At 56.4% G+C, this 24,227-nt stretch carries 21 protein-coding genes and 2 pseudogenes; 13 read left to right on the top strand and 10 right to left on the bottom strand.

What is annotated here, in order from left to right; translation table 11 throughout:
* Positions 1-30 precede the first annotated feature (30 nt).
* From EC86_RS0125545 to EC86_RS0125515, 8 genes and pseudogenes are all read right to left on the bottom strand, one after another.
* Complete coding sequence (locus tag EC86_RS0125545; RefSeq protein WP_029528556.1) at positions 31-363, bottom strand: hypothetical protein; 333 nt, start codon at positions 361-363, stop codon at positions 31-33.
* Between the two features lie 171 nt (positions 364-534).
* Entirely contained in the window at positions 535-687 is a 153-nt protein-coding gene (locus tag EC86_RS29350) for a hypothetical protein (protein WP_232230073.1), read from the bottom strand.
* On the bottom strand, positions 688-831 hold the full coding sequence (locus tag EC86_RS29345; protein WP_156955530.1) for a hypothetical protein: 144 nt from the start codon (positions 829-831) through the stop codon (positions 688-690).
* Between the two features lie 400 nt (positions 832-1,231).
* A complete protein-coding gene (locus EC86_RS0125535) occupies positions 1,232-1,780 on the bottom strand; it encodes a hypothetical protein (protein WP_029528554.1) in 549 nt (182 codons plus the stop codon).
* Positions 1,781-1,855: 75 nt separating this feature from the next.
* The gene (locus EC86_RS0125530; RefSeq protein WP_029528553.1) at positions 1,856-2,038 is read right to left on the bottom strand and encodes a hypothetical protein; all 183 of its coding nucleotides are present in this window, start codon (positions 2,036-2,038) and stop codon (positions 1,856-1,858) included.
* Positions 2,035-2,991: a recombination directionality factor gene (locus EC86_RS0125525; protein ID WP_084181805.1), complete on the bottom strand. Its 957-nt coding sequence runs from the start codon at positions 2,989-2,991 to the stop codon at positions 2,035-2,037. The genes EC86_RS0125530 and EC86_RS0125525 overlap by 4 nt, the downstream gene beginning before the upstream one ends.
* 135 nt (positions 2,992-3,126) lie before the next feature.
* Entirely contained in the window at positions 3,127-4,140 is a 1,014-nt protein-coding gene (locus EC86_RS0125520) for a YqaJ viral recombinase family nuclease (RefSeq protein WP_029528551.1), read from the bottom strand.
* A gap of 136 nt (positions 4,141-4,276) precedes the next feature.
* Positions 4,277-5,059 (bottom strand): annotated as a pseudogene (locus tag EC86_RS0125515) (DUF932 domain-containing protein); the annotation flags it as partial.
* 341 nt (positions 5,060-5,400) lie between these two features.
* On the opposite strand from EC86_RS0125515, the gene EC86_RS27360 reads away from it, so the two are divergent.
* Positions 5,401-11,280, top strand: coding sequence for a wHTH domain-containing protein (locus tag EC86_RS27360; RefSeq protein WP_198026927.1), 5,880 nt, complete (start codon positions 5,401-5,403; stop codon positions 11,278-11,280).
* A 17-nt stretch (positions 11,281-11,297) separates the two neighbouring features.
* Entirely contained in the window at positions 11,298-11,831 is a 534-nt protein-coding gene (locus tag EC86_RS27355; protein ID WP_051676426.1) for a glycine-rich domain-containing protein, read from the top strand.
* A gap of 825 nt (positions 11,832-12,656) precedes the next feature.
* Here EC86_RS27355 and EC86_RS28350 read toward each other — a convergent pair.
* Complete coding sequence (locus EC86_RS28350; RefSeq protein WP_232230072.1) at positions 12,657-12,785, bottom strand: helix-turn-helix transcriptional regulator; 129 nt, start codon at positions 12,783-12,785, stop codon at positions 12,657-12,659.
* Positions 12,786-12,908: 123 nt separating this feature from the next.
* Between EC86_RS28350 and EC86_RS0125490 the strand changes: the two genes are divergently transcribed.
* From EC86_RS0125490 to EC86_RS0125450, 11 genes and pseudogenes are all read left to right on the top strand, one after another.
* Positions 12,909-13,586, top strand: coding sequence for a recombinase family protein (locus tag EC86_RS0125490; RefSeq protein WP_029528547.1), 678 nt, complete (start codon positions 12,909-12,911; stop codon positions 13,584-13,586).
* A 371-nt stretch (positions 13,587-13,957) separates the two neighbouring features.
* Positions 13,958-14,293 carry a transposase gene (locus EC86_RS0125485; protein ID WP_051676425.1) on the top strand — a complete coding sequence of 112 codons (336 nt, stop codon included), beginning with the start codon at positions 13,958-13,960 and terminating at the stop codon, positions 14,291-14,293.
* A 75-nt stretch (positions 14,294-14,368) separates the two neighbouring features.
* Positions 14,369-14,860 carry a type IV pilin protein gene (locus tag EC86_RS30455; RefSeq protein WP_269635761.1) on the top strand — a complete coding sequence of 164 codons (492 nt, stop codon included), beginning with the start codon at positions 14,369-14,371 and terminating at the stop codon, positions 14,858-14,860.
* The gene (locus EC86_RS28345; RefSeq protein WP_084181799.1) at positions 14,788-15,402 is read left to right on the top strand and encodes a GspH/FimT family pseudopilin; all 615 of its coding nucleotides are present in this window, start codon (positions 14,788-14,790) and stop codon (positions 15,400-15,402) included. The genes EC86_RS30455 and EC86_RS28345 overlap by 73 nt, the downstream gene beginning before the upstream one ends.
* Positions 15,396-15,476: pseudogene (locus EC86_RS30665) on the top strand (PilW family protein); the annotation flags it as partial. The gene EC86_RS28345 and the pseudogene EC86_RS30665, both read left to right, overlap by 7 nt.
* Before the next feature lie 568 nt (positions 15,477-16,044).
* The gene (locus EC86_RS29340; RefSeq protein WP_156955529.1) at positions 16,045-17,193 is read left to right on the top strand and encodes a pilus assembly PilX family protein; all 1,149 of its coding nucleotides are present in this window, start codon (positions 16,045-16,047) and stop codon (positions 17,191-17,193) included.
* A 1-nt stretch (position 17,194) separates the two neighbouring features.
* Positions 17,195-18,028: a type IV pilus modification PilV family protein gene (locus EC86_RS28340; RefSeq protein WP_084181797.1), complete on the top strand. Its 834-nt coding sequence runs from the start codon at positions 17,195-17,197 to the stop codon at positions 18,026-18,028.
* Between the two features lie 6 nt (positions 18,029-18,034).
* Positions 18,035-20,587 carry a 6-pyruvoyl-tetrahydropterin synthase-related protein gene (locus tag EC86_RS28335; protein ID WP_084181795.1) on the top strand — a complete coding sequence of 851 codons (2,553 nt, stop codon included), beginning with the start codon at positions 18,035-18,037 and terminating at the stop codon, positions 20,585-20,587.
* Entirely contained in the window at positions 20,584-21,711 is a 1,128-nt protein-coding gene (locus EC86_RS0125460) for a glycosyltransferase family 2 protein (protein ID WP_084181793.1), read from the top strand. The genes EC86_RS28335 and EC86_RS0125460 overlap by 4 nt, the downstream gene beginning before the upstream one ends.
* 351 nt (positions 21,712-22,062) lie before the next feature.
* On the top strand, positions 22,063-22,479 hold the full coding sequence (locus tag EC86_RS0125455) for a hypothetical protein (RefSeq protein ID WP_029528542.1): 417 nt from the start codon (positions 22,063-22,065) through the stop codon (positions 22,477-22,479).
* Positions 22,480-22,527: 48 nt separating this feature from the next.
* A complete protein-coding gene (locus tag EC86_RS0125450) occupies positions 22,528-23,499 on the top strand; it encodes a tyrosine-type recombinase/integrase (protein ID WP_029528541.1) in 972 nt (323 codons plus the stop codon).
* Between the two features lie 321 nt (positions 23,500-23,820).
* On the opposite strand, the gene EC86_RS29335 is transcribed toward EC86_RS0125450, so the two are convergent.
* On the bottom strand, positions 23,821-23,961 hold the full coding sequence (locus tag EC86_RS29335) for a hypothetical protein (RefSeq protein WP_156955528.1): 141 nt from the start codon (positions 23,959-23,961) through the stop codon (positions 23,821-23,823).
* Between the last annotated feature and the right edge of the window lie 266 nt (positions 23,962-24,227).

The following is a 24,227-nucleotide window of genomic DNA, read 5'->3' as shown; positions in this document are numbered from 1 at the left end:
GGCAGATCCCACAAGTGGAGTTTTACGCCCTCAATTAAGGTCGTGCTTATGCCGAAGATGGTCTGAAAGTTCGGTAACTCGCACGCCGACTTTGGATAGCGCTTCATCTGCGTCAAACTCCAGCCGGGCGCTCTCAATGATTTGCAGTTTGAGATACAGCCGCCCGTTTACGGTCATTGGCTTGCCACCGGGGAACGTCACGGTAAGCAAGCCCACACCTTCATCAGACGGATCGGGTACAGGTGCAACGCGGGCGCCGGTCAAAACATTTTCAGCGTAATCGGGCGCGTTGCTGTGGTGCCCTGGCATGAACTGCTCAAGTTGCTGCAATGCGCTGATGATTCTTTGGCTCGTGCTGTTCATTGATGATCCTGTGAATGGAAGGCAATGGTAGCGGCTTGTGACTCACGTCTTTTCAGGCGCGGGCCGGCACGTCTATGCATCACGGCAACGATGCAGCGCTGGACACGCCGTCGCAGGCGCCGCGTTTTGAATCCCCCTTATCAGAACGAGCGATTGGGCGTGTCAGACCGTTTATCCCAGCGGCTTGTACTGCACGGGTTCGGGGCGAAGCTCAGGCTGGGGCCGGTCCCACTGCAGCAGCTCCTGGAGCCGTTGACGTTTGAGCTGGCGCGGCTTGGGCCGGGGCCGCTCGTCCTGGCGGTAGGTCCTGGACATCGTGCGCATTCAATGCAGCCGGCTGCGGCTCGGGGCGCACAGCTTCCAAAACAGCGCTGTGTCCTGCGCGCTCGCTTCCAGCGCTTGCTGGAGTCGGCGCAGGTGACGCGTCAGGCGCGGGGGTTTGGGCTCAAGCATGGACGGTTTGCGCATGGGTCTCTCCTGTTGGGGTTCTGACGGCTGACGGCACCTGCCTCCCGGAGGTGTCACCGGTTCGATGTGAAGCTTTTTCTCCTTTCCAATAGCGTGAAGATGCCACCCTGCGGCGAGAGCGTCATCAGAAAAGTCAACGGATCGGTGTATGCCTGCGCAACCTCATCCATAGCAGCGCCTTCCGGTCAGTCTACAGCTGTCGAGCTGCATGTCAAATCGGCCAGCCGATTGGAAAAACGGCAAAAAAATAGACCGGCTAAAACCCAGCCGCGCTTGGCGCCTGGGATAGCTGGAGGCTACCGAAGTAAAGTTGAAGGGCAGCAAAACGCATCTTTCGTTGCGGTGGCCGGCCCAACGCCTACGCATTCACTTCAAACCCATGCGCCGCACGCGAGAGGGCTCAAGCGGTGCAGCGTCGCCTCATGCCCGCCAGGCGTTCGTGCAGGCTGGCGGCGATGCGCTCGACGGCCACGCCGACCGCTTCATACGTCTCAACCGTGTTGACGCCGTGGTACACCAGCGCCCGGCGAATGCCCAGGGCATCAAGCGCCCGGCCGAGTTCGGCATGCACCGTGGTTTTGCGCGCAAAGCCATTGAACGGATACGCCTTGCCTTTGAGGTGAAGGCGCCTGAGCAGCTTCATGCGCTGCTCGCCTTCGGCCAAGGTCAAGGAACCCGCATCGTGCAGCCGCAAGTCGATGCTGACGGTGCCGTGAATGTCCAGCCAGACATACAGGCCCAGGTCAGCCATGGCGCGGCAGCTGCTAGCCATGAAGCTGTACGGATCGCCCGACACCACGCCGCGCAGCGACAGCCACAAAGCCGTGGACTGGTTGTCATAGCTGAGAAAGTCGCTGTCGCCCCAGTAGCCTGGTCCGGCGCGCCCGGCCCAGGTGGCCATGACGATTTCGGTTTTGGTTTTGGTTGCGGTTCTGAGAGATGGGTTCATGGATTGACTCCTGTGAAAGTTGTTGAGAAAAAATGAAAAGAAAAAACCCCCGGCGTGCGGGGTTTGGGGAAGGTGCTAGAAACGCCGGAAATCGGCCTTGTCGAATCGCTTTTTGTCCCAGCCCAGCACGCGCAACAGGCGCGCCCTGGCTTGCCCGGGGTCGTGGTCACACCCACGGTAGGTTTCGCCGTCGCGGGTGTATTCGTACACCCAGCCGCCGCTGATGCGCTGAAAGACAATCACGTCCCTGGCGCTCACGGCCGTCCGTCCCGGTCAGATGCGCGCGCGGCTACGGTGCTAGAAGCCGAAGCGCCATTTCCATTGAGCTGCGCCGCTTTCTGGCTGAGTTTGTCGGCGAGTAGTACCTTGGCTGGCTTGGCAGCGGGCATTTCTTGCGCGCAGCTCTCAAGGTTTTCCGGATAAAACTCCTCGATGACCGCCGCGCCTTCCTCCTCGGACTCCTCGAACGCCCCGTCGGCAAAGCCCTGGCGCGCCGCAATGTCCAGCGCCGCCTGGTCAAAGCCCGTGACGTGGCGCTCGGCGCCCTGCAGCCTGGCCGCGCTGATGGCTTCGTTCATCGTCATGCCCGACCGCACGGTCAGGTCCACGTAGTAGATTGCCGAGCGGTGCGACTGCGTGGTCGATTTGCCCCGCAGGCGCAATTCCAGCGGCAGGGTCGAAAGCAGGCCACCCGACACCGCATGGAAATACTTCAGCCGGGTCGAGAGCGTGCGGATGCTGTTGAACCCGGTGGTGCGAAAGACAAAGCTGCCCAGCTCATCGTCGTCACCGATGCGAACGTTCAGCCGGCCATAGGGCTTGCAATACCCGCCCAGGGCGAGGTCGCACGCTTCCGGCGAGGGACAAGGCAGTGTCTGGATACCCGAGGCGGTCGAGCGCCGGCAGGTCTCGCCGTTGCCGACGCACAGCGGCCGGCCCGTTCCCCGGTCGAACAGCGAGTAGCTGGCGCGCAGGTTCAGGTCCGGATCATCGAACAGCAGCCGCACCGGAATGCTGCGCAGCTTGGTGGACGCATCTTTTCGCAAGGTGGCATCCAGCGGATGGTTCACCCAGCCGTCGCGGTTTTGCACCTGGCTGGTGACGGTGAATTCGTCGTCCTTTTCCGGCAGGCGCTTGCCGTCTTTCACGATGATTTTTCCAATGGCAATCCGGCCAATGACCGGGGGTGTTAAAGCGAGTCCTTTGAGCATGGTGGTTTCCTTGGGTGGTTGAAGAGGCGGTTGAAGAAAAGCGAAAGAACGTAAAAAAGCCCGCTGCCCGAATAAACGGGAGCGGGCTGCTTCGCAGGCCCCTAAAGAGGCGTTACGGATTTGGCTGAACGAGAATCAGCCGTTGACGAGAAACCGCCGGGAGCCGGGCTTGACCAAGGGGTACTGCTGCGCGAGTTCGGGCTGGTCCTTGAGCAGGCTCAGGATGTCCAGTCCAACCCCGTCCTTGCTGCGTTTCCAGGTGACGCTGCCTGTTTCAAACAGCGCCTTGGTCGCTATCCCCATGCGCTGCTGGATACGCTGCTTGACCTGGGCCTCGAACTGGGTGTTCGTGGCCAGCACCTGGCGAATCACCAGGAGGTCCGAGAACGCGGCCGACATGGAGGTGTCCTGCGAGAAATCCAGCGTCTGGCCGCTGTCGTGCGGGTACAAAGCGCGCAGCGCCAGATCGGCCGAGTCCGAGCCATCGGCGGGCGGCGCCTGGTCACGCTCCACATAGCTCCAGAACTGGCGTTCCAGCGCCATTAGGCGGTGAATCATGGCGTCGTCGCGCTCGATGCGATGCACCTGCAATTCCTGCCCGCAAATCAAGACGGCCACGTCGGCGGCCTGCTTGCCAGTGACGGCCAGCTGGTGCATGACCTGGAGCTGGACGTATTCGGGCACGCCATCCTTCCAGAGCCTGGCGCCGTTCATGCCGGCGGTCTTGCACTCCAAAATCTGCACGTCCGGGCTGCCAACGACCTCCCGGTCGATGTTGGCCAGCATCCAGGGCTCAGTCGGGTGCTGCAGCACGGCGTTGATGCGCCGCACCTTGCGTCCGGTGCGTTTGGTGTAGTGGCTCGCCACGATGGATTCGAGCAGCGTGCCCCAGTACATCGGGCTCAGCTCATCGTTCGGGTCGGTGATGGGCAGATTGCCGTCGCGGCCGGTCTTTTCCATCCACAGCTCCAGATGGGACTTGTAGGGGTGCAGCCCGACGGCAGCGCCCGCGTCCGAGCTGCCAATGCCGCGCTTGCGCACGGCCAGCCACTCGTCGCGGTTGATCTGGTTGGTCTTGACCAGCTTCAGGGCTGCCTGGGGTTTGGCGGTGGATGGAGCGGTAGGTGAGGCCTGGGTGAAGGGGTTCATGGTGGTTCCTTGGGGTTGGTGAAATGGGTTGGCACAAATGAAAAACCCCGTTCAATTCGGAAAATTGAACGGGGATCTATGCCGGCGCTTGGCCGGAGGGGTGGCTGGCCGGATGGCCGCAAGAAGACAGATCGCTTCAAGCCGCCAGCAGCAAGGCGTGGTGCAGGGCGCGCTGCTTGAGGCTGGCGCCCTGGCCAAACCAGGCGCTGTCCAGCCGGAACTCCTGGCTGCGGGCGCGCTTTTCGTGGTCCACGAACTCGGTGACCGCGTTGAGCAATCCCCAGGCCGTGCCGCTGGCCGACGCTAGTTCCGCGCCGTGTCCCTGCCCCTCGTACATGGACTGGACTTTCTTGAGCGCGCGCTCGTTCGTCAGGACGGCGGCCTGATCGGGCTGGCTGTCGGTCTGGCACAGCACCTTGAGGAAGTAGTTCATGGCCTCGTGGTTTTTGACCTTGCGCTCGGACAGCGTTTTCATGCGGTACATGAAGCTGTCCCATTGCGAGACGGCAATCCCGAGCTGCTTCTTGACGGCTTGCGCATCAAAGCTGGTGCTGTGCGGCACCTTGATCGCGCTGCTGGCGCCATTCAGCGCAATGGTGAGCGTGTTATTGCACACCACGCGAATGGTCGTGGGCGTCGCCGTGGTGGCCAGACTCCCGTCGCAGGATGTGGCCAGCAGCAGGTAGCCGTTGACGACATCATTGCCCTTGAGCGCCATGGACTTGCCGGTACGCGCCAGTGCCCAGAACTTGCGGCCTTCCTTCAAGACGCCGGCGGTTTCCAGCTCGAAGCCGGAGACTTCCGTCAGGTCGCGGTAGAACTCCAGCACGGCCTTGGGCTGGACTACCTGGTAGCGGCTGCTGACCACTGACAAGGGCGCCTTGGTGTCGCTGCGGTACAGCACCTTTTGGTCGTCAAAGGCAGGGCTTCTCAGTGATGTTGAGCCGGTAACTTCTAAGGCAACAGCCAATGTACTGTTGCGCAAAGGATAATTTGTGCACGGTTTCCCCTGGAACTAGAGACTGGCGAATGCGACAAGCGCAGCCTTAACGGGGTTTTACGTTCTATTGCTCCCTAAACCTAAAACCAATTAGGCGATCTGGCGCCCGTGCGTATATCCGCGGTTCGTGCATATTGAACGCAGTTCGTGCATACTGAATGAACCAGCGTTCGTACGCGCAGGCTGCGCGCCATGCTCACGACAACGCATTACGGCCGCCGGTCACGGGCACTCGGAGATACCAACAACGACAGCGATTCATGGTTTATCGACTGCGTATCCTTCACATCTCGGATCTGCACGAACGCGTGGCGTTAAGTTGGATGAAGGAAGAGCGCCTGCGCCTGATCGAGGTCAAGGCGCCGGGCCGTCACCGCGTGCTCCAGGCCAGCAACTTCGAAGCCGAGCTATTGAAGTTTTGCCGATCGGAACCGATCGACCTGATCTGCTTCACCGGCGACATCGCCGATTGGGGCCTGAAGGAAGAGTACGACATTGCCACCGATCTGGTACGCCGGCTGCTGAAGATCTGCGGGCTCAGCATCGACCGCTTCTTCGTGGTTCCCGGCAACCACGACATCCTGCGGACGCACGAGAAGGAACTTTGGGAGCAGATCCGTGCCGTGGCGAACGAACGCCAGGCGGAGTTCAGCGATTGGCTGGCCGGGATTACCCGAACGCTGGGCGAACACCCTGAATGGCGCGCCACGCTACGAGGCCGCAGCCAGAACTTCTGGAACTGGGTGACGCATCTCGGGCGCGGCGATCTCGACCCTCGCTTGCATCCCCATCGAACCGTGGGCTATCGATCCCGCGTGCAATTTCCGGGATTTCCCTTCCACGTGAACATCGTTGGGCTTGACACGGCGTGGCTGGCGGGCGGCGATGACGATGCCAAACGTCTGCAACTGACAGAGAACCAGATCGAATTGCTGGCGTCTGACCGGGGTAGGCGGCTGGAAGGTCCGACCATTGCGCTCATGCACCACCCGCTAACCGATCTGGCCGACGAGAAGCTAGCGTTCAACCTGCTGGCGGCCTACGTGGACGTGGCGTTGCGTGGGCACATGCACGACCCGGGGGTTACGACCACCCGTGATCCGGACCGTCAACTGCGTGTCCTCGCCGCCGGCTCACTCTACGAGGGCGACGAAGGTCCGCGCTGGATCAACGGCTTTCAGGTGATCGAGCTCTCAGTCGGCGAGACCGGACACCCACAGCAGGCGCGGGTCAAGTTCTGGGCCTGGTCGCCCAACGGGCACTGGCATCCCTCCGGCGCCGTGTACCGGGCAGCCTCCAACGGCACTCTGGAGCTTGACTTTGACGACAAACCCGGGGAGGTCGATCCGCTTTCGGGCAGCCCCACCCTCCAGCAGGGCCGGAGGTCTCCGTGGTGCGTCGAGATCGAGGGCAGCCCGCTGTGGCAGACGGTGGCGGACGGGTCGCCGGAACTGGCCACTGGCATCCGGCAGATCGTCTGGAATGCCGAGGCCATGGTCCATCGCGCCGTGGCGGCGGTACCGACCGACCGCTGGCGCGACCTGCAAGCACCGGCGCGCGTCATCCGGCAACTGCTGGTGCTTCTGGGCGACAAGGCTGCCATGCTGTCGCCCGCGGAAGCGGCCATTGCTCTGGTCGTGCCCCATGTCTACGAGGCCATCCTGGCGGCCGGTACGCTGATGCTGACAATTGGAGGTGATCCTCTGCGCCCGCTGGTGGACGAAGCGGATGCGAACCCGAGCGCCCCCTGGATCGCGTGGCGCAACTCGTTCCGCTCGGAAGAGATGCTGGCCGAGCGGCATGCGCAGCTCTGGCACCGCGGCGCCGTGACGGAAGCCGAGGATCTCGCGGCCTGGTGCCTGAACCGGTTCCTCCACGTCAGCGGTGAACTCTGGGAATACGTGCCCGATGCGGCCGAGCATTCGATCGGCGGCTGGATCAACGCCGACCTGGGCACTTTGTTCGCCCTGCCTGAGTTTGCCGTGCGGGACGACCGCGTGAGCGTCGTGCTCGGCGGTCGACGCATCGTCCAGCTCGCTCGCCTGATGTATGCCGACTTTGAGGAGATCGAGGCCGGTCGCGAACCGCTGGGCGGTGGCAAGCTCCTCGACGATGAGCGGATCGGCCCGCCGCCTAGCGACTGGCACTTGCACGAGGCCACGCTAGCGCACCTGCTGTCCCTTGCGGCAAGCATGAGCGCGGATCCGCGCCGGCTCGACAGGGTTCTGGTCGACCACCTAGGCTTGGCTGCGCAGAGTTCGGCCGCGGCCTACGTGCGCATCTTCGCGAAGATCGGCTGGTACGCGGAAGGTACCGGGCTGGTGCTGGGCCTAGTGTGCCCGCATGAGGCGGTGGACCTGGCGGCGCAACGCCTGGTGGAAGCGCTGGACGCGCATGGGCACAAGCTGGCACCCAGGGCGCGCGTCGACGCCGGCGGGTTGCTCTCGGTGCTACCGCGGCATTTCTCGGATCTCCGGGTCACACCCGAGGAGGACGCCCACGGCCGCAAGGTGTACATCCGGCCGCACCTGCAATTCATACTCGACCATGGTCGGGTGATGCAGCTCCTGATGGGCAAGGAGTTGTATGGCCGACCCGAACTGGCGTTGCGCGAGCTCTACCAGAACGCCATGGATGCCTGCCGGCTGCGGCGGGCTAGGACCGACTACCTGCGATTGTCGGATTCGAGCATTCCGGCCTATACAGGCTTGATCGTGTTCCGCGCCGGCTACGACGAAGGAGAGCGGCAGCGGACCTATGTCGAATGCGTGGACGACGGCATCGGCATGACTGAGCGTCACTTGCGCTCGTTCTTTGCGCAAGCCGGCCGGCGCTTCACCGACAGCCACGAGTTCCACGTCGAGAAGGCAGCCTGGAGCGAGATGGGCATTGAAATCTTCCCGAACAGCCGCTTTGGCATCGGCGTCTTCAGCTACTTCATGGTGGCCGAGGAATTGCTGTTGCGCACGCGCCGGCTCAGCCGCAACGGCGTGGACCGGGATCCGGGCGTCGGCGCGCGCGTGATTGCCGGCAGCAACCTGTTCAGGATTCAGCGGGACACGTCGCAGGCATCGCGCGGGACCTCCGTGCGCCTTTACTTGCGAAGCGCCATCAACCTGGATGAATTGCTGGAGTCGATGCACGGATGGTTGTGGCTGCCGGAATTCGAGACGAAGCTCGAGCGACCGGGACAGCCCCCATTGCTGCTCGAAGCAGGCCAACCAGCGCCGGGGTTCAAGCGGGCGTTGCCGGATGCCGTGGCAATGTCGCACGGGCGCGACCGCAATGGGCATGCTCGCTTCTATTGGCATTCGGTCGGCGAGCAGGACAACGCCGGTGCTCTTCACCTGCTGGTCGACGGCGTGTCCACGGCGGCTGCCAAGACGCTGCGTGCGCCTTACCTGCTCGCCAACCTCAACGAGGACCTGCGGCCGGAGCTGAAGGTCGATCGCTCGGAGGTGACATCATGGCCACGCGGATTCAACCACCTCACCCAAGCCATCCGTGACGGCGGGTGGCACGCTCTGCTCGATCTGCCTAAGGTCGATCTCTTTGCTCTGGAAGCGGCGTTCGAAGACTGGCTTTTGCCGTTGGCTTTCATCGACCGAAACTGGCGCAGCGGTAGCCTGGCCGCTGCTCTGCTGCCCGCGCGGGCCGATAGCACGCAGACAGCCGCGTTTCCTGCGCTGAGCAGCATGCTGCTGAAACGACCCATCGGCGTGGCGCCGATGCTCGATGCCTGGCTGTTTCGGCAGGAATGGCTCTGGCACGGCCGGGGCAGGCGCGACGAGCAGATCAACGGGCTCACTGCCCTTTTTTGTTCGTCGTGCGGTGGGGCGTTGGCTCGCTGGTTGGCCGCTCGCGCGGCTGCACTGGCGCCAAGCGCCGTCCTTCCTGAAGCGTACAAAATGCTCGGTCTCTACGCGGCTCAGCGTGGGTGGTCGGACGTGGAGAGCCTCGGCCTGCGCTTGCTTTCATCGGACGTTAGCTGGAATTGGAATGCCTCGGGCATCGTGAAGCTTTCCCTCGTTCGCCTGATTGAGGCCGCAGATTCATGGGCCTTGACTCTTGCCGAGATCGCCGACCTGGCCCGACCGCTGGCCGACCTAGGCGTGGTTCTGCCGGATGTCGACCATCTCGCGCGCTGCGAAGTCCCTGGCGTTGCTGCCATCAGCCTTCTTCGCAGGATTAGTGGGAACTATCGTAATCCTCACCACGTACTCTCCCTAGGGAAAATTCTCAGCGCCGCGTTGTCGATGGGCATGTCGATGGCAGATATCTCCCAGGCATGCGCCGAGTTGCGATCGACAGGGCTGCGAGTTGTCGTGCCACCGATCACTGCGGACCTCTCGAAGCTGACCGCAGACCACCGGAAATTCTTGGATCAACTCGGGAACAATGATGAGGAGACATTGCAGGGTGCGAATTGCCTGACAGCGGATGACCTCCAGTTGGTGATGCACCACTTGAGCTGCGGTGCGTCATCGGCGCTTGAGTGTTTGCGGTCGCTGCCGAGCCTGGGCTTTTCCATCGAAAAGCTGGAAGCGCTCGGTAACGACCCGCTACGTCTCGATCTGCTATTCCATGACAGAACCTACCTGTCCAAGTGCGTGACGGCGCGGCGCCAGCTTGCCGTGGCCGTATTGCACAGGCTGCCACTAACGGTTGTCGCCGAAGCAGCGCTCGCGCTGCGGGACTTCGGGTTCGAGGCGGAGTCCCTCCCCGGAGGACACGCGGAATTCGTTCCAGGACAGCGCGATCTCGACTTACACGATGCCCTCTCTCGGATGGGACGACCATGGACCGCCCTTGTCGAGGTGGCCGCCAAGTACGACATGACGTGGGGCGATGTCGAGAAGGCCTTAGCTCGCCTGCCGCCGCTGGCGGGTGAGACGCCGCCGCCCATGCCGGCGGAATTCCAGCCGACGCAGCGGCATGTGGCGCTGATGGCCTCAACAAGAGATAGCTCGGGGTCCTTCACGATTGCGCCGGCTCGATTGGTGACGGCTTGCGTCGACTGGTCTTGCACGTTGGGCGACGTTCTGGCGGTGGCGGAGCCTCTGGCTGCCTTGGGCGTGCAGATTCCACCGTGCAGTGGCTTGCCGGCAAATTATCGACCTGACGACCTGATGGCACGTCTATTGTCGCGGCGCTTGGATGGGCGCGAGCCGTGGCGCTCGACGGTTCCCCCCGGTCAAGTGGTCGAAGCGTTGTCGCGGTCGAGCTTCAAGTACGAGGCGGTGGTCGCCGCTTGTGCATCGCTCCACGCGCTGGGAATTCAGGTGCCGACCCTTGATCGCTATCGCGGCGTCCGTCCGACCGAAGCGTTCAAAATACTGCTGTCGGAAGAGCTGGATGGCCAGGCACCCTGGGTCCAGGAGGTCAACGCGAGCCACCTCGTCTGGGCCTGCGGAGAACTGGAAATGTCACTGGGGATTGCGGCAGACATGCTGCTTGTGTTGGGTGCGTTGCCCGAAGCACTGCATGAGAAGGTCGCGCCAGTGCGTGACTTCATCCCCGAAGAGCGCCACTTGGTGCTGCTCACCCAGTATCTGCGCCTGGGCGGTAGGGATTTCCGTCGCATCGACGGACAGTTGCCGCTGGGTCATCTGCTCAATGCGGCTGTGAAATGGTCCTGCAGCCTGCAGCAGGTGATGGACTGGGCGCGACCGCTGGAAATGCTGGGTGTTATCCAATGGCCGCACATTGACCCGGAGAACCGTGGCTTTGCTCCGAACGAGCGCCACCTCATCCTGTTGTCCAGAAATGGTGATGGGCATGCGCCGTGGTACGACAAGGTGGACCCCTACATGCTGCGCACGATTTCCAATAGGGATGGCTGGAAAGGCCAGATCTTCATCGACGTGCTGCAATCACTTGCACGACTGGGCATCCAGGTGCCACCCATATTCGAGCTGACAACACAGGCCGGAGCGCTCGTTCTGCGGATGCTGCGCCACCTGCCTCACGACCAGAACACCGTCTTTGCCTGCAACGTAGCCGCCGTACTGGAGACCAACTATACGGGATTTTCGGACTTCTTGGCGATATTTCCGGTGCTCGAAGGCTTCGGGCTCGATGTTTCCGATGCTCGTTCCTTCATCGAGTTCTGGCTGCAGCGCGGGATCGGTCCCGGCTGACCGTCGAGGTTCACGGCATGACGCTCGACAGCAAGACCCGCTCCGTGCAAAGCCTCCGCGAGGGCGATTACCTGATGAATCGCCCTGATCTTCCGATGGACCAGGCGTGCCTGAAGCGATTGCTGCGCGACGGCGTCGATCCTCGCGTCGCGGCGATCAACCTTGAGGCGGTGAAAGCAACCTTGCGGGCAGAGCGTTGCTGGTCGGTCAAGCGGGCAGATTTGGCCGAGCGGGAGTATAAACGCTTGCTAACCTTGCGGCTCTGGAATTCGTGCCTTCCCTATCCTTTGGTTCCGACGAAGTTCGCGGACGCGGTCTGGCATGCGCACATCCTCGACACTCATAGCTACCACAAAGACATGCAAGCCCTCTTCGGCGAGTATCTCCATCACTTTCCGTACCTTGGCTTTGGCAGCGAGTTGCGTCTGCAGAGGAAGTACGAGGCATTTGAGCGCACTTGCGCGCTTTACGAACGAACCTTTGGTGAGCCCATGACCATTGTTCCCGCTAAATCTCGGCGTTCGCGCTTGGCAATCCGGAGCACTCAATGAACCCTTCGCCCTCCTCCGCTGAGGATCGGACTCCGCCGACATCGTTGACGTTTGCCGTCCTACTTGAAGACGAAACGCCACGTGCACAGTGGGTCGACTTCTTTGATCGACATGGGGGCACCCTGTCGGAATTAGTACCGCTGTCGGTCTATCACGTCACCGTTACAGCCACAGTCATACAGCCACCGGACTTCGTACTCTTTCCTCACGATGGGCCGAGTGGTTGCCAATTCGGCGCGTTCGAGGCCCAGCCAGCGCGCAGTCGAGGTCTGAAGCCGCCTAGCCGAGTAGTCGGTTATGCGCCCGACCTCGGGGCTGCTATCAGCCTTTGCCGGAGGGGCGTACCCAATGAGTCGCCGAGCATTGCCAATCGCGAGATTTTATGCTTGGGCAGTCGCTGGTATTTATTCATCGTTATTGGAATGAAACCAGAGCAGCGACTCGCGCTTGAGGCAGATCTCGCGACCTCCGATTCGCTGCCTGAGGGCCTGTGCTTACTGGACGGTAGGACCTTGCAATCGATGCTTACCGCGGAGGCACCTCCCACCATCATTGTCCTCGCCCCGGTGAACTACCAGGAAAGGGAAGCGCGCACTGCCATCGACAGGCCTGAGCCTGAACGAAAAGATAGTTCTATGTGCGGCTGAGGAGCGAGAATCCGGACTGCCAACGCTTAACGGGATTGGGGGGACTAGTAAAGGGTCGGCTGGGATTGGCTAGGCGTAAGGATTCGTTCGTAAATGAGTAAGATCGCCCGCAAACCCGCGCCAGGCTTGGATTTCAGGGATTTGACAGATACGTTTTGGTGGAACTACCCACCGAACCTCAGCCTGTAATCGTTGCTTGTTTTGCGCGGTCGCGCTTGCTGATGCTCAAGGGCAGATCGACCTCCCGGTACGACTGCCCCGCAGCCACCAGTTCCAGCGCACGGTTTTGATGGCGATCGGCTTTCACGCACCGGCCTCTGGCTATTTTCAAGTGCCAGGTTCCCGGAACCCAAGACACATTTTTTCTCCATTTTGGTGCGGTATAAGATGGCGTAACGACCGTTAGCCATTTCTATACCTGAGGCCAAAAGTGAAAAAAATCGTCTGCTACCTGCGCGTTTCCACTTCTCGGCAGGGATCGTCGGGTTTGGGGTTGGAGGCGCAGCGCCAGGCGATCGAGCACTACGCCACCTCGCTGCCCGCGAGCATCCTGGCGACCTACACTGAAATCGAGACGGGCAAGCTCAACACCCGCCCGCAACTGGCCCAGGCGCTGCACCTCACCAAGGTGACCGGCGCGACCCTGGTGATCGCCAAGCTCGACCGGCTCAGCCGCAACGCCGCCTTCTTGATGACGCTGCAGGACGCCGGCGTGCGGTTCATCGCCGCCGACCTGCCCCAGGCCAACAACCTGACCATTGGCATCATGGCCCTGGTGGCGCAGCAGGAGGCCGAAGCCATTTCTAAACGCACCAAGGACGCTTTACAGGCAGCAAAACGTCGAAGGCAGATTCTTGGAAACCCCAATGGCGCTGCTGCACTGAAAAAAGCCGCAAAAGGAAACACGGCAGCGATATCGGTCATCAAGGCCAAAGCCGATCACCACGCGGCCGATCTGCGGCCGGTAATCGATTCCCTGAAAGGAGAAGGCATCATTTCCCTGGGCAATATCGCCAGGGCGCTCAATGCACGGGGCATCCTTACGCCGCGCCGGCGCACTTGGCATAAAACCAGCGTATCGAATCTCCTGACCAGGCTTTGCGCCTGATGGTGGTCATCAAGGCGCAATATTTTTTACCACCGGCATACGCCGGGCATAAAAAAGCCTGCTCGAAAGCTGGCTTTAATGGCGTATTCAATTGACTGGGCCCATCAGGTAGTCTTGCCTGTTTTTGCCTTGCAGCTATTTTGGCGCCAGGCCCCTGCCAACCCGTTGGGCTTCGATGCTCCCCTGCGAGGTGGAGACACGGCAGTTGGCAATGTCGCCAATTTTTGGTTCAAAAGATAGTTCGTCAAATTTAAGCCAGGCTCGAAACTTGTTTAAGCGTCTTTTGAGCCTGGCTTCATGAGGCTTTTCGGCCAGGCCCACAACTTACAAGTTATGAGCCTGGCAAATTTCCGAAGTTTTGTCTCAAACCCGTGCCCGAGTTTCTTGATGTCCTGCAGGCCCAGGCCCTGCTGGTTGACAAGGCATACGACTCAGACAAGATTGTCCAGGCGTCACAAAAGCGTGGCATGCAGTTCGTCATCCCCTCCAGGGTGAACCGCAAAAAACTACGCATTCTGGACCGGCACCGCTACAAGGCATGCCACTTGGTTGAAAACCTCTTCCAGCGCATGAAAGTCTTTCGCCGTGTGGCCACCTGCTTTGACAAGCGCGACTTCACGTTTTTTGGCTTTGTGCACATCGCCAGCACTCATAAAGTGGCTCCACTGAACGTCCCGGAGACGCATAGCAGTAGAAATTACATATAAATGTTTTTTACAAAATGGCACAATATCGCTCAAAAGCTACTACCCTAAGATGGGTACCCATTAGGTGGCTACACGGTGAATAGCTGGGAGAAAAAAATTTTTTTAGATCGCAAAAGAAACCTCTTTAGTCCAACAGAGACTTCGGTGAGACACCGTTTTCTCAAAGACTACACGAAGAGTCAAGGCTTTACCCTGATTGAACTGATGATTGTGGTTGCCATTGTCGGCATTTTGGCCGCCATCGCACTGCCCTCCTATCAATCGTATATCAGGAAATCAAACCGGTCTGATGCGATAGTGGCCCTCAGCACGTTGCAGTTGGCACAAGAGAAATATCGTATCAGCAACACAACCTACGGCACGCTCGCGCAAATCGGCGGTGCGTCCCTTTCTGAAGGTGGCTACTACACGTTAACGGTCCCCGTTGGTACGGCTACGGCGTACACGCTGGTTGCGACCCCTGTGACAACCAAGGCACAGGGGTCGGACACTGAATGTCCGAGTTTGACGCTTACGCAAACTGGAGCTGTAACGAGCTACACCCCTTTGACTTGCTGGGGAAAATGATGAATAGGTTAGGTTTGACCTATCGGAAGCCTCAATCAGGCTTAACACTGATAGAAGTGCTTGTCGTTTTTGGCATCATCGCCATTCTTGCTGCCATTGCGCTACCGTCCTACCAGTCCACACTGGATAAATATCGACTCAAAGGCGCATCCGACGCGCTACTGACAAATCTTCAATTTGCCCGAACATCGGCAATAAAAAACAACCAGACCGTATTTATCAATTTCTCTACGGGCATCACATGGTGTTACGGCATGAAATTAGGTGCCACATGTACTTGCACGAGCGCAACTACGACGGACACGGACTATTGCGATCTCCAACGAGTCAGTTCAACCGACTTTAGGGGTGCAACGCTTTCAACATCAACATTTTCGACAGATCCTAGTTTTGACCCAATACGGGGACTTGCTACGCCAACAGGCAGTTCCCTGTTCGAATCTCCCCTCGGCAAGCAGGCGAAAATTAGTCTTACCCTCCTCGGAAAAGCTGCAATCTGCACGCCCACCGGCGCAATATCTGCAGGGTATCCCTCATGCTGAATAAAGCAAGGCAGCAGGGATTCACGCTAGTGGAGTTAATGATTTCAATCACTATAGGGCTTTTCCTGATGCTGGGGTTGACCTCTTTTCTTGCCGCGCATCTGAGGGCTAACGCGGCTATTTTGAAGGCGGCCAGTTTGAATCAGGAGCTTCGAGCTGTCATGACCTTAATGGTTCGCGACATACGGCGTGCCAGTTATTGGGGCAGCCCACTTTTCTCAAATGGAGCCATCAACGGAATTGGCTATGGATCCACATATAGCAACCCATTTGCAACCGTTAACGTTGCAACACCCGGATGTATCTTGTATGCGTATGACAAAAATGGCAACGGAGTAAAAACTTCAGATGAAGAATTCGGTTTTCTACTTAATGCCGGCGGTATCATGATGCGGACTGGGGTGAATGCTACCACTTTTGACTGTACAACAGCGAGCACCAACGCCTTGGATAACTTGTCAGATACCAAAACCACCACGATCACAGCACTGACTTTTGCCGAAACCAACTCCGTGCCAATCTATGTCAACAGCACATCTGGTCCAAATATTAAAATTCGTCAGATTGTTATTACTTTGACTGGGCAGGTCAAAAGTGATGGGAAAATTACTCAATCGCTGACTGAAACGGTAAAGCTGCAAAATGATTTATTTAGCCCAACATAAGCCGTTACGCGGTAGCTGGCGAAAAAAGCCATTTTCTCCGAACTCACTTGTTTCGCGTACAAAGCAGGGTGGAGCCGCAATCCTGTCTATATCCGTGATAATTTTATTTCTAATCACGTTTGTTACGCTTTATGCAAACCGAGGCGCTATTCTTGAACAGAAAATGTCCGCCAACCAGTACAACCACTCCGGGTCGTTCGAAGCTGCACAAGGTGGTATTGACTATACGATGGCTTGGCTGGCAACTGGTGGAAATGCAAGCAGTATTGCATGGAACGCAGTAGCAGGGACCACCGGTGCTGCATGGACCAGTAATACATCCTATCCGCCTTACAACCAAAGAAACACGACATCTTTACCTGCGCAGACGATTGGTAAATTCCTTGTCACAACGACCTTATGGCGAAGCACTACAAGTCCTAAGGTGGTAGAAATCAATGCGATCTCTACTGGAGATGCTACAGCAACTGTAAAGCAGATTATTAATCTAGTAACACTGAAATTCAAGGTTCCGACAATTGCGCCATTGGTTGTCAATGGTCCCATTTCTGGAATAACAGGCAATCCAAATATTGTTGGAACTAACTCAATTGGCCAAGCAGTAGTCAGCTCCGCGCCACTAAGTAGCATTGATATGGGCCACATGAAAGATGAAAATGGAAACCCAGTGGCAGTGACTCCTATTGGATTCTCGGGTACTTCATGGGATTATGTTTTTGATATTTCAAAATCTGACATGGCGCAGATTGCAAAAACTCAACCCGGTGGAGCTACCGCCGGTCCTATATATTACTACAATGATGCAACAATTGGCAGCTATAGTCCATCAACTATTGGTAGTTTAAGTCAACCAGTTATTCTTGTTTTCGATATACAAACAACAACCGACTGCCCAAAAATTAACGGAGGGCAGACCATTGTTGGAATAGTTTACTGCGGCAAAGGCTTTGATATGAATGGCTGGGGCGGAACCAAAATTTTTGGTTCTTTAATTATTGACACGCCACTCACACAGTTCACTGCCAATACTGAGCTTTATGTTAACAGCGGCAATAATATATCTCCTTATACTGCATCAACATCGGCAATTGTCACAAAAGTAACCGGCTCATGGCGGGACTTTTAATATGCGAAAATTATTGCCTTTTGTTTTTTTAAAGCAAGTTTCCCAACGCGGATTCGGCTTAATTGAAGTGCTGGTTACCCTTGTTATTCTGACCGGTGGTCTTATTTCTTTAATGAAATTTCAAACAACGCTTTTCAACGTTAATTCCCAGGCAAAGCAGCGATCCGAAGCAACCATGCGGGCTCAGCAAAAACTCGATGAACTTCGCTCATATGCCAACTTGACCGCTTACGGAAATATTGCAACTGGCAGTGATTCGATCATTGGTGGTGATGCTACCTATAACCGGGCATGGACGGTCACTTCCCATACCACGGCGCCAATCTACAAGGAAGTGGCTATTACTGTGACATGGATCGATAGCAAGGCAAACACCTTATCTATCACACTCAACAGCAACATCGCGTCCAACGATCCAAAGCAGACCGGCTATCTGATTTCTTCTACGACCAGTACAACCACGACAACTGCTGGTTCAACCACCACAACCACAGCAACGACGACGACCAACTCGTCTAGCACCACATCAACGACATCACCGACGACCACGACATCACCGACGACCACGACAACCACTGTAACTCCATCGACTACGACAACTTTATGTCAGTCAAAATTGATTAATTTTTTATCGCATGGAAACGGCAATAGCGACAAGATTGAGAGACTATCGTCACCTCAATGCTCGGCAACAAGTATTGCATCGAGTGGCCATTCCGGAACTTGCACGACAACTACAGGAAGTGTTGCCTTTATCATAAGCGATGGAAACGGTAATACCATTCCAATTCCCGGATGCAGTTCACTTAGGAATAATCAAACTTTTCAATTTTGACGGTATATGATCAAAAAAGCCTTTCCGCTAATTGTTATTGATTGCGGAGTTACCGGTTTTTTTGTTTGCCTTATTGCTTTTACTCTGCAATGGCCGCTACTAAACCTGCCAACGCTACCGACTGGCGGAGACCTTGCCTCTCATGTTCTGACTGCCTGGTATTTCACAACTGAATTTCTACCTTCCGGAAAATTAACAGCCTGGATGCCAGAAGTATTTGGAGGGCTTCCAGCACTTTCATATTATTTTCCTCTTCCGTTTATAACAATAGCGGCTCTAGAGAAAATATTAGGATTTGCTATTGGCTTTAAATGGGCAACTGTTTTACCTTCACTATTATTGCCTGGAACTGTATTTGTCGTTGTGAGAAGATTTTTACAACTTCACTGGTTGTCAGCATTAACAGCGGCGCTGGCAAGCTTAGCCTATCTTCTGCACGAGCAAAATTCGATATGGGGTGGCAACCTTTTGTCAACTCTATCCGGTGAATTCGCCTACAGTTATGGTCAACTATTCGCGGTATTGGCGCTTGTCGCATGGTTGCGAGCAAAAGATGGCGACGGGATGTGGATTGTGGCGGGTGTTTTGGAAGCCTTTACCGGAGCTAGTCATGGGTATCCATTATTGGTCGTCGGAATTTCCAGCTTCACTCTGCTTTTCATTCGTCAGAATTGTCGGCAGACAATGTGGATTATCATCAAGGGAAACGCACTGGCCTTTTGTCTTCTGGCCGGCTGGTTGTGGCCATTGCTTGAAATGCATGGCTATACGGTTGCCAATGACAATGCCTATTTTGTTGAAGACTGGCATGATCTACTTCCCAACAGCCTTCTGCCTTTTACCGTCATGGGTTTGATCGGCAGCAGTGCTTGGTTATTTCCATCCATCTTAAAAAAGCTATCCCCAGGAGCAGTGACGGCGGCAAGTTTTTTTGCCGCTGCCGCTGTCGTTTCGGTAACCGGATGGCTTGCTGCCGAGTCGCTTGGCATGGCTGATATTAGGTTTTTCCCGCTGGCCTGGTTATGCGGCGGTATCACCGCTGGGATTGTGTTCGGTGAAGCATTCGCAGCCATAGCAGTTCGGGGGGGTATGCTGACTATAGCCTGCTCTGCCGTTGTGTTACTCGTCGGTACGACCACTTGGATTGCTCACAGCGTTCATCGGGCTCCCGACTGGGCTTTCTGGAATTACTCTGGATATGAGGCCAAACCACAATGGCAAAATCTGACTCGCTTATTTCCCCTGCTTAAAGGCACGCCGACTTCATCACGCCTCGTTTTTGAACATGCCCCAGCCAACAGCGATCTGGGGTCGACACGAGCACTTGAAGCGCTCCCGATGTTTCTTGGCGGACGGCCCGTGCTCGAAGGCCTATATATGGAATCAGCGTTACTGGGGCCTGCAATTTATTGGTTGCAATCCGAAATTTCAGCGCAGCCATCTTCCCCCCTAAGCCGATTTCCATCCGGCAGCCTGGACCTGGAGAAAGCGGCCGTACACATGCAGTGGCTGCATGCTGACACGCTACTGCTCCGCAGCGACGCTGCCAAACTTGCAGCGCAAACCAGTAAGCTCTTTGAAAAAATTGGTGAGGCGCCACCTTTTGCTGTGTATCAGCTTCGGAATTTTTCCAGCCAAATGATTACGCCTGTGACGTGGGATCTATTGCAAACTCCCATGGCAGGATGGATGGAAAATGCCTTTGACTGGTTCAGGCGCCAGGACCATCGAGACGGATCACAACCATATTACCTGGGAAAGAATCAACACGAGATCCATATTTCTCATGCCGATCCTGCTCGAATTAAAGTGTCAGATGAACACATTTCACGCGAAGAAATTCGATTTTCAACAACCGGCATAGGCACGCCACATCTGATCAAGATGGCATTTCATCCTCGCTGGCAACTCGCATCCCCTGGAACACTCACCTTGGCCGCACCCGGATTTATGCTGGTAGTCCCTGAAACAACGCAAGTAGTCTTGCATTACTCTACTACGTTGATCGGAAAAGTAGGCAAAGTAGTTTCAACTTTTGCATGCTTTTTTCTTGCATTTATCTGTATAAAGCGCATCCTGATTTTTTATAATTACAAACAGAAAATTAGGCTACACCGTGATGTACTAACTGATATAACAGAACCAAGTAAATATATAGCCTGGATCGCAATACTTTTTATAACGTCCATGGTCATTCATGCATTGTCTCCGGAGCGCAACTACCGCTTGGGATGGCAGTCCATGCGGCATCACGATTATGCCAAAGCGCAATTTTATTTCATCGAATCTGCTGGCCAACGCCGCGGGCGTGGCAGGTCAGAAGAAGCTATTTTCTGGGCAGCAAAGGCAAGCGAACTAGGTGGTCGAAAAAAGGAAGCTCTTGCCCTTTATACAAAACTCATCCTTACATATAGTGGTTACTGGGTGCCGGAAGCACTTTACACGGCTGCTGAGTTGGCCCGAACAGAAGGGAACCTCGACCAAGCGAATGCTTGGACGCAACGTTTAAACCAGAATTATCCAGCAAACATCTGGAGTAAAAAGAGTGTAAAAAGGTGAAAGACCAAAATGCGACGACAGCTATCATTGAGTCTCTCTCAACGGATACCATCGACCTACTTGATTTAGTCAATATCGTCAACAAGCAAGAGCGTGAGATTCTGCGTCTACGTAAGCACGTCAAGGAACTCCAAGAACAGACTGCAGTTGCAATGCAACGCGATAATTCAGACAAAAAACGGAACCCATTTTTTGTCATGACGAAAAATGACGAAGCCAAACCTTTGGTGAGTCTCGTGGTTCCGATTTATAACGAAGGCGAACACATTCTTGCAAATCTACAGACGATTTTAAAATCTGCTCAGACACAGTGGTACGATCTTGAGCTAATTGCGGTCGACGACGGATCCCGGGATGAAAGCCAAAAACAAATCAGTATGGCGGCGACTCACGACAAGCGGATTCGACTCATTTCTTTCACACGCAACTTCGGCAAGGAAGCCGCGATCCAAGCCGGACTTGCCGATGCACGTGGCGCAGTAGCCGTCATCCTTGATAGTGATTTACAGCATCCTCCGGAATTAATTCCTAGAATGATTTCAATTTGGCGTCAAGGCATATTGATCGTTGAAGCTAGAAAGCAGGACCGCAGGAACGAATGTCTTACCAACCGCTTATACGCAAAACTTTTTTATTCGGTTTTTCAGTATTTTTCAGGCTTTGATATTAATGGTCAGTCAGATTTTAAATTGATTGATCGCAAGGTGATTGATACCTACCTCTCACTTCCTGAGAAGGTGCGGTTTTTTCGAGGATTAGTCCACTGGACAAGTTATCCCAGTATTCAAATTTATTTTTTGGTCCCGCAACGTGTTGGAGGGACCAGTCGCTGGAGCCGGATAAAGTTGCTACGCTATGCAATCAATAACATCACAAATTTTTCCAGTGCCCCTTTGCAAATTGTATCGATCATAGGATTTTTGACCTTGATCATCGGAACACTGTTCGGCGCAATCAGCCTCTTTCAAAAAATAAATGGTCATTCAATAGATGGATTTACGACTGTGATTCTTTTACTGGTTATCATAGGTGGTGCCATTCTAATGGGCTTAGGAATCATTGGTCACTACATTGCACGTCTGTACGATGAGGTCAAAGCTAGACCAGCATATATTATTAAATAATTATTTAGTTGATTCTGAATAATTTATACTCTTAATAAGATTAAGCTGACCTACAAGTCGTATGCATAATTCCTCGGCTTTCGAAGTGTAGGCTGCCGTACTGATACGGCTAAGACTGCTGGTCATTTGTGATGGATTACGACGCTTTTCCGTCACACAATTGCTGTGGCACATGCGACTCGTCGAAAGCCTATGACAAAGAGGGCAATAACATTACGGCCTTGTAATGACAGCGAGGCCGCATCATTCCATGATTCGAATTTGCATAAGAAACGGCTTCGTCTACGTTTTTAAGGCCCTCCAACCGTTGATAAAAACCGTTATCATCAGTTTAATCAAAAGGATGAGCTCATGACAAACGGTGCTGATAAAGATCTATGGATTGCTCAGAAATATGAATCAGCGGATACGCCGACCAAGATATTTTTTGTGATCAGGGGCACTACCCAGGTTGTCTTTGTCACACACACCTTGGAAAAAGCTAGGGAATGGATAGCAATCGAAAAAAAGATCGAGGCCGGCATCATTCTCGGCAAGGATTTAGCCGATTTGAAGGCAGCTATGGAAGCCCTTCTGCAGGTTAACGTTTTTTCTCAAAATTGGGAGAAAAGGTTTTACATTGCAGCTAATCCTGAATTGATGATCGTCGGGGAAGAAGCATTTTTTGTGATTGACTACGATAAAAAAGCTGCTTATGGGTCATTTCCTACCTTTTGGAATGCCTCCGATGAGTTGGCCAAGCTGCGTATTAAATTTTCCCAACCATGAGTGTGACGGTCTATCAGGACAGCGCCGTACTGACTTGAAAGAGATGGGATGAAAACCCATGATCTGGTGGCGCTTAGCTTGCCGCGCGCCCTGACTGCACCCGAATTTGCCCGCCTCGCTGACGTACCGCCCGAGGCGGCATGGTTCGCCAACCTGGTCAGCATGCAGACCAAGCGCGCTTACCAAAACGACCTGCGCGCCTTCATGGCCTTCACCGGCATCCAACAGCCCGAGGAATTTCGCTCCGTGACGCGCGCCCACATCCTCGCCTGGCGCGCCGAGTTGGAAAAGCAGAATCTGGCCGGCGCGACCATCCGGCGCAAGCTCGCCGCGCTCGCGTCGCTCTATGACTACCTGTGCGAGTGCAATGCGGTCACCCACAACCCGGTCCGGGGCGTCAGGCGCCCCAAGGCCGAAACCAGCGAAGGCAAGACGCCCGCGCTGGGCGACGCCCAGGCGCGCCGGCTGCTCGATGCGCCCCCCAGCGACACGCTGAAAGGAAAACGGGACCGGGCCATCCTGTCGGTGCTGCTGTACCACGCGCTCCGGCGCGAGGAACTGACCAAATTGCTGGTCAAGGATTTCAGTCAGGAGCGCCGGGGCGTGCCGCATTTGCGCGTGCAGGGCAAGGGCGGCAAGCTGCGCTACCTGCCCGCGCACCCGCACTCGCTGCGCCTGGTGGCCGAGTACCTGGCCGCCGCCGGCCATGGCGGAGAAGCGGACGCGCCGCTTTTCAGGCGCATCCGTACGCCCAAAGCGGGGATGGCCGCCACGGCGCTCACGCCCGGCGGCGTGTATTCGGAGGTGGTGGTGCGGTACATGGCCCAAGTCGGCATCACGGGCGAAAACATGGGCCCGCATGCGCTGCGCGCCACCGCCGCGACCTCCGCCCTGGAGCACCACGCCGACATCGCTCGGGTCCAGGAGTGGCTGGGCCACGCGAACATCGGCACTACCCGGGTCTATGACCGGCGCGGCTCCAGGCCGGAGGATTCGCCGACTTTCAAGGTCGCCTACTGATCTTGAAAAGGAGGAGATCTGGCGGCTAGCCGATGGCACATTTTTCGAGCTCATGGCGCCGATGGCCGACTGACGGGCGACACCGCCTGCCGGGCAGGCAGGGCAGTGATGCGAGGTTGAAAAGAGAAAGAAAAGGGGATCAGGAAGAGGGCTTCCCCTGGGGGAACGAACCCCAGGAGGCTTTTGGTTACGGGCCCTCGGAATAGAGAGCAGGAGACCTTGGCCACATCATGGCGCCGCATGCACACCCGGCAGACCATCGACCCGGGTTCACCCGGGCAAAATGACCAGTCAGTCAAGCTTACCTTTTTCTGGCCCGGCTCACGGCGCCGAGGCATCCAGCGCCTGGTCCGCATTTTTCACCGCTTCCTTCACATACTGCTCGGCATCGGGATGGCGCTCCGCCAGGCCGGGCGAAGTGCGCAGCGCCGCCTTCACTTGGCTAGGCGATTGCCCTTCCATAACCTCAGTTCTGGTTAAGGAAATGAGTCAGTCAGTTCACGGCCAGTGGGTCCCGCGAGTCCCATTGAGTATTCCGGACCAACGTGACCGGTGATTCCGGGATCGTGACCGACATTCCGGTGAACGTGACCGGAGGGATTCCGGCAACGTGACCGCTGATTCCGATGAACGTGACCGATGTTTTTGGTCACGCCTGTCAGCACGGCGGTAGACACCGTCGGCACGGTGTTGCGCATAAACGAAACCCGGCGTGGCGTGTAGCTTCG

This window comes from Polaromonas glacialis (assembly GCF_000709345.1).
Taxonomy (GTDB): domain Bacteria; phylum Pseudomonadota; class Gammaproteobacteria; order Burkholderiales; family Burkholderiaceae_C; genus Polaromonas; species Polaromonas glacialis.
Note: the sequence above shows the minus strand (reverse complement) of the source record. Positions and strands in the feature narration are given on the sequence as shown.

Excerpts from the sequence above, each read along its gene's own strand:
- EC86_RS0125545 (WP_029528556.1), bottom strand. The coding sequence starts at position 363 with ATGAACAGCACGAGCCAAAGAATCATCAGCGCATTGCAGCAACTTGAG.
- EC86_RS29350 (WP_232230073.1), bottom strand. The coding sequence starts at position 687 with ATGCGCACGATGTCCAGGACCTACCGCCAGGACGAGCGGCCCCGGCCC.
- EC86_RS29345 (WP_156955530.1), bottom strand. The coding sequence starts at position 831 with ATGCGCAAACCGTCCATGCTTGAGCCCAAACCCCCGCGCCTGACGCGT.
- EC86_RS0125535 (WP_029528554.1), bottom strand. The coding sequence starts at position 1,780 with ATGAACCCATCTCTCAGAACCGCAACCAAAACCAAAACCGAAATCGTC.
- EC86_RS0125525 (WP_084181805.1), bottom strand. The coding sequence starts at position 2,991 with ATGCTCAAAGGACTCGCTTTAACACCCCCGGTCATTGGCCGGATTGCC.
- EC86_RS0125520 (WP_029528551.1), bottom strand. The coding sequence starts at position 4,140 with ATGAACCCCTTCACCCAGGCCTCACCTACCGCTCCATCCACCGCCAAA.
- EC86_RS27360 (WP_198026927.1), top strand. The coding sequence starts at position 5,401 with ATGGTTTATCGACTGCGTATCCTTCACATCTCGGATCTGCACGAACGC.
- EC86_RS27355 (WP_051676426.1), top strand. The coding sequence starts at position 11,298 with ATGACGCTCGACAGCAAGACCCGCTCCGTGCAAAGCCTCCGCGAGGGC.
- EC86_RS28345 (WP_084181799.1), top strand. The coding sequence starts at position 14,788 with ATGTCCGAGTTTGACGCTTACGCAAACTGGAGCTGTAACGAGCTACAC.
- EC86_RS29340 (WP_156955529.1), top strand. The coding sequence starts at position 16,045 with ATGATTTATTTAGCCCAACATAAGCCGTTACGCGGTAGCTGGCGAAAA.
- EC86_RS28340 (WP_084181797.1), top strand. The coding sequence starts at position 17,195 with ATGCGAAAATTATTGCCTTTTGTTTTTTTAAAGCAAGTTTCCCAACGC.
- EC86_RS28335 (WP_084181795.1), top strand. The coding sequence starts at position 18,035 with ATGATCAAAAAAGCCTTTCCGCTAATTGTTATTGATTGCGGAGTTACC.
- EC86_RS0125455 (WP_029528542.1), top strand. The coding sequence starts at position 22,063 with ATGACAAACGGTGCTGATAAAGATCTATGGATTGCTCAGAAATATGAA.
- EC86_RS0125450 (WP_029528541.1), top strand. The coding sequence starts at position 22,528 with ATGAAAACCCATGATCTGGTGGCGCTTAGCTTGCCGCGCGCCCTGACT.
- EC86_RS29335 (WP_156955528.1), bottom strand. The coding sequence starts at position 23,961 with ATGGAAGGGCAATCGCCTAGCCAAGTGAAGGCGGCGCTGCGCACTTCG.